The organism is Candidatus Micrarchaeia archaeon (genome assembly GCA_041650355.1).
Lineage (GTDB): Archaea > Micrarchaeota > Micrarchaeia > Anstonellales > Bilamarchaeaceae > JAHJBR01.
On the sequence record JBAZLI010000076.1, the window covers coordinates 1 to 4,489 of the forward strand.

Annotated in this window: 4 protein-coding genes; 3 read left to right on the forward strand and 1 reads right to left on the reverse strand. The window is 50.0% G+C overall.

The genetic code is table 11. From position 1 onward, the window contains the following. Positions 1-157: 157 nt before the first annotated feature. Positions 158-1,345, reverse strand: coding sequence for an NADP-dependent malic enzyme (locus WC488_04735; GenBank protein ID MFA5077706.1), 1,188 nt, complete (start codon positions 1,343-1,345; stop codon positions 158-160). A gap of 116 nt (positions 1,346-1,461) precedes the next feature. Between WC488_04735 and WC488_04740 the strand changes: the two genes are divergently transcribed. The 3 genes from WC488_04740 to WC488_04750 form a co-directional block, all read left to right on the forward strand. Continuing rightward, a complete protein-coding gene (locus tag WC488_04740; GenBank protein MFA5077707.1) occupies positions 1,462-2,895 on the forward strand; it encodes an RtcB family protein in 1,434 nt (477 codons plus the stop codon). A 7-nt stretch (positions 2,896-2,902) separates the two neighbouring features. Continuing rightward, entirely contained in the window at positions 2,903-3,982 is a 1,080-nt protein-coding gene (locus WC488_04745) for a tetratricopeptide repeat protein (protein ID MFA5077708.1), read from the forward strand. A 61-nt stretch (positions 3,983-4,043) separates the two neighbouring features. Then, a partial coding sequence (locus WC488_04750; GenBank protein ID MFA5077709.1) for a deoxyhypusine synthase family protein occupies positions 4,044-4,489 on the forward strand: 446 nt, incomplete at its 3' end.

The window sequence follows — 4,489 nt, forward strand, 5'->3', positions numbered from 1 at the left end:
AAACGATGAGCACCGCTTTCTTTTCGTATTCGATATCCTGCACAAGAGCTATTGAAGAAATTAAATTCGGGTGCAATCCTGGAAAGAGCCCGCTGGCAATTCCGGCAACCAGGCCAATTACGAAAAACAGAACCAGTTCCAACATGTTCGCAGTCCGTTATTTCGGGATGTTTTTCCCAATCTCTTCAGCTGAAAATTCCTTTTGTGCAACTCCGCTCTCAACCGCTTTTTTAGCAACCGCAAGTGCCACGTTTTTCACCACTTCCCTGTCGAATGCAGGCGGGACTATGCGTTCCGCATCGGGGTTTTTCACGCTTCCGGCTATCGCTTCCGCAGCGGCAACCATCATCCCAAGATTTATCTCCTTCGCGCGCACGTCCAGCGCACCCCTGTATATCCCCGGAAACGCGAGCACGTTGTTCACCTGGTTCGGGAAGTCGCTCCTCCCGGTAGCAACAACCAGCGCGCCAGCATTCTTCGTTTCATTGTAATCTATCTCAGAATCAGGATTGCTCAATGCAAACACTATCGCATTCTTATTCATGCCTGCGACCATCTCTTTTTTGATTATTCCCGGCGCGGAAGCCGCAATCACCGCATCCGCTCCTTTCAGACATTCCGCAATCCCGCCTTTGCTTCTTGGCTTGGAATGCTCAACAAAAAATTTCTTGTATGGTTCAATATCTCTTCTGCTTTTGTCCAAAACTCCCTTGGAATCAAGCACCGTAATATTCCTGATTCCGTACGCAAGAAGCAGTTCAACAATTCCCATTATCGCGGCCCCTGCGCCCACGAGCACTATTTCAGCATCCTTGTCTTTCTTCGCCACCCTCAGCGCGTTTATGAGCCCTGCAAGTACAACTACTCCGGTTCCGTGCCTGTCGTCGTGGAAAACCGGGATGCCCATCGTTTTACGCAATGCGTCGTAAATTTCAAAAACCTTCGGGGTTTCAATATCCTCCAAATTTATCCCTCCAAAAGAGGGTTCAATCGCCTTAGTAATCACGATTATTTCATCCTTTTTCCGTGTATTGAGCGAAATGGGGAACGCGTCCACCCCCCCGAACTCCTTGAACAGTATCGCCTTTCCCTCCATTACTGGCAATCCGGCTTCAGGCCCTATGTTTCCCAACCCAAGAATCCTGGTCCCATCATTCACTATCGCGACGCTGTTCCATTTGTTCGTGTATTCGTAAACCATTTCAGGCTTCTTCGCAATCTCGCTGCACACCTTCGCCACTCCTGGTGTGTAGGCCAGGGAAAGTGTTTCCGAATCCTTGAGCGCAACTTTGCTTCTTATTTCCATCTTTCCCCTGAGCTTTTTGTGAAATTCGACAGCGTCCATGCAATCCTCCGGTTAGGATTTGGCCCGGCAATGTTTTAAACTTACGATGCCAATATTATCAATATCTCCGAGGCATTCAGTTTCGTATGCGAGCCTCGAAAATACGCGTGATTTTTATGAAGATAAAAAAACTAGGCGACGCAATCTGGGAATTGGAAAAGGAAGGAACCATGAAGGTTCCGGCGCTCATATTCGGCACTGAACCTGTGATGGAAAGGATGAAAAAAGACCGCACCCTGATGCAACTGCAGAACGTCGCTTCATTGGAAGGGATAATAAACAACGCGATGGTGATGCCCGACGGCCACGAGGGCTACGGTTTTCCCATAGGCGGAGTTGCGGCATTCGATGCGGAAGAAGGCGTGGTTTCTCCTGGAGGGATCGGTTATGATATCAACTGCGGCGTGCGCCTGCTCACAACCGGCTTGACTTACGAGGAAGCGAAGCCGAAAATAAAACAACTTGCAGATAAATTATTCACGAACGTTCCTTCAGGAGTAGGTAGCGAAGGCAAGCTTCGCCTGAAGCACGAGGAATTGGACAAGGTAGCGACAGGAGGAACCGAATGGGCGGTAGAGCACGGCTACGGATGGAAAGAAGATATTGAACGCACCGAGGAATATGGGCGCATGGAAGGCGCTGACCCAACGAAAGTGACCCCTACTGCAAAAGCCAGGGGAAAGTCCCAGCTTGGAACGCTCGGAGCAGGCAACCACTTCCTGGAAATCCAGCGGGTGGAAAAAGTGATGGACGAAAGCGTTGCAAAATCCTTCGGTCTTGTGAAAGATGAAATAGTCGTGATGATACACTGCGGCTCCCGCGGCTACGGCCACCAGATATGCACCGACAATCTGGGCGCGATGCTCAACCTCGCGAACAAAATGAATCTGTGGCTCCCGGACAGGGAGCTCGTTTACGCCCCGATAAAGACCCGCGAAGCCCAGGACTACCTTGCGGGAATGAAATGCGCGGTGAACTTCGCGTTCGCGAACAGGCAGATGATAATGCACTGGGTGCGCCAGAGCTTTGACGAGGTGCTGGGAAAAGGGGCCAGCGACAAAATGCATCTGGTGTACGATGTTGCGCACAACATAGCGAAAGTGGAGGAGCACGAAGTGGACGGAAAGAGGAGAAAGCTCATGGTGCACCGAAAAGGAGCTACGCGCGCGTTCCCGGCAGGAAGGCCGGAGCTCCCGCCGACTTACAGGAACGTGGGCCAGCCGGTGATAATCCCGGGCTCGATGGGGACTGCAAGCTACGTTCTCGTGGGAAAAGAGAAAGGGCTCTCCCTTTCCTGGGGGACCACGTGCCACGGTTCGGGAAGAACCATGAGCAGGGGCGAAGCGATACGGACGCACGACCCGAACGCGCTCGTGAAGGACCTGTGGGACAAGCAGCAGATTTACATACGCGCCATGGACAAGAGGGTGATTGCAGAGGAAGCGCCGGACGCGTACAAGAACGTCGACGAAGTGGTTGAAAGCGTCGCGGCCGCAGGAATAAGCGAAATAGTCGCTCGAGTTAAACCTGTTGCGGTAGTCAAAGGGTAATTAAGCCATGGTTCAGCACTTCAAACAGCAAGCGAAGCAGGATCTCCTGGGGCTGAAAATAATCGATTTTGAGAATGCCGCCCTGCGTTCTGACCCGCGCCAGACCGCACAACTAAAGAAGCAGTACTCGGAATTCATAAAAAATGCCATATCTGAAATAGGAAACGCCGCTGGCAGCCAGCCGCTAGTTTCGTTTGAAGACCATAAATGGCTGTTCGGGCAAGCAATGCGGGCGTTGTGGGGGAAAGAGGGGTTTGCAAAGGCCAAGGGAGACGTGACTCTGCTAAGCCAGGCGCTGTCCACCAGAACCTTCGATTGCGATACGAGCTGTTTTGTAATATCCGATATATTATCCCAGTTCGGAGTGAAAACAAAAATAGTTTCGCTTCCATCCCACGCAGTTTTGCGCATAGACGTAAAACCAAGAAAAATGGTGGAAAAACCCGCGGCATTTTATCTTGAAACCAACCTATTCCGGTTAACTCAGGGTACCGTAGAATTTTTTATCTACCCCACTGAAGCCGCTTTTAGAACGGCATATCCGGTCTCTTACGGTGGGATGGATCCCGATGTTTTCCCGAATAGCATGGTATGCTCAAACATCGGGGCGTTCCTCCAAAGTGCGGGAAGGGGTTTGGAATCCCATGGAAACCAAAAAGCCGCGTCTCAGAAGTACAACGAATCCATAAAATACTTCAGAATGGCAATGTCTCTGAATAATAAAGATGCCAATGCATACTTTGGAATGGGGGAAGGCTACCGCTCACTCAGGGATTATGAAACTGCCCTCGCTTATTTCAAGAAATCCTTGGAAATCAATCCGAACCAGGTTAAAGCTTACAATAATATCGGGATAATATATATGATACGGCTGCCTTCAAATGACAAATCCGAAACCGAAAGGAATCTCAAGACCGCGGTTGAGTATCTCAAAAAAGCATTGGCGCTCGATCCTAAATACATGCAAGCACTTGCGAACCTCGGAGAAGCAGATGCACTTCTTAAAGAACTACATGGCGCAGAAAATTACAAAAACGGCTCAAATAGAGGCAAGAAAACTAAACAAAGACCAGATGATGCAAATTAATGGTGAATGTTTTTATTTCTTGTCTCATAATATATTCTACAAGCAGTTTGTGGGTGGAGAAATGAACGAAGATGAAGAAAGGAAATCCTATCTCAACGAGACGATAGAGCACATAGACATAACGAAAATAGACGCGGTCCCGCTCATAGAAAGCTACTCGAAAATGGCGTTCCAGGCAAGGAACCTCGCGCGCGGCGCAAAAATATACGAGAGAATGCTTAGGGACGAGAAGTGCGGAGTGATACTCACGCTCGCAGGCTCGATTTTCAGCGCAGGCCTGAAGAAGGTGGTTTACCAGCTCGTGAAGCACAACATGGTGGACGCGATTGTTTCCACTGGCGCGCTCATAGTGGACCAGGACTTTTTCGAATCTCTGGGCTTCAGGCACTACATCGGCACCCCGAACGTTGACGACAACCGGCTCAGGGAGCTTCGCATAGACAGGATATACGACACTTACATAGACGAGGACGAACTGCGCGTGTGCGACATGACGATAGCGAAGAT

Coding starts and splice junctions, on each gene's coding strand:
- WC488_04735 (MFA5077706.1), bottom strand. CDS start 1,345: ATGGACGCTGTCGAATTTCACAAAAAGCTCAGGGGAAAGATGGAAATA.
- WC488_04740 (MFA5077707.1), top strand. CDS start 1,462: ATGAAGATAAAAAAACTAGGCGACGCAATCTGGGAATTGGAAAAGGAA.
- WC488_04745 (MFA5077708.1), top strand. CDS start 2,903: ATGGTTCAGCACTTCAAACAGCAAGCGAAGCAGGATCTCCTGGGGCTG.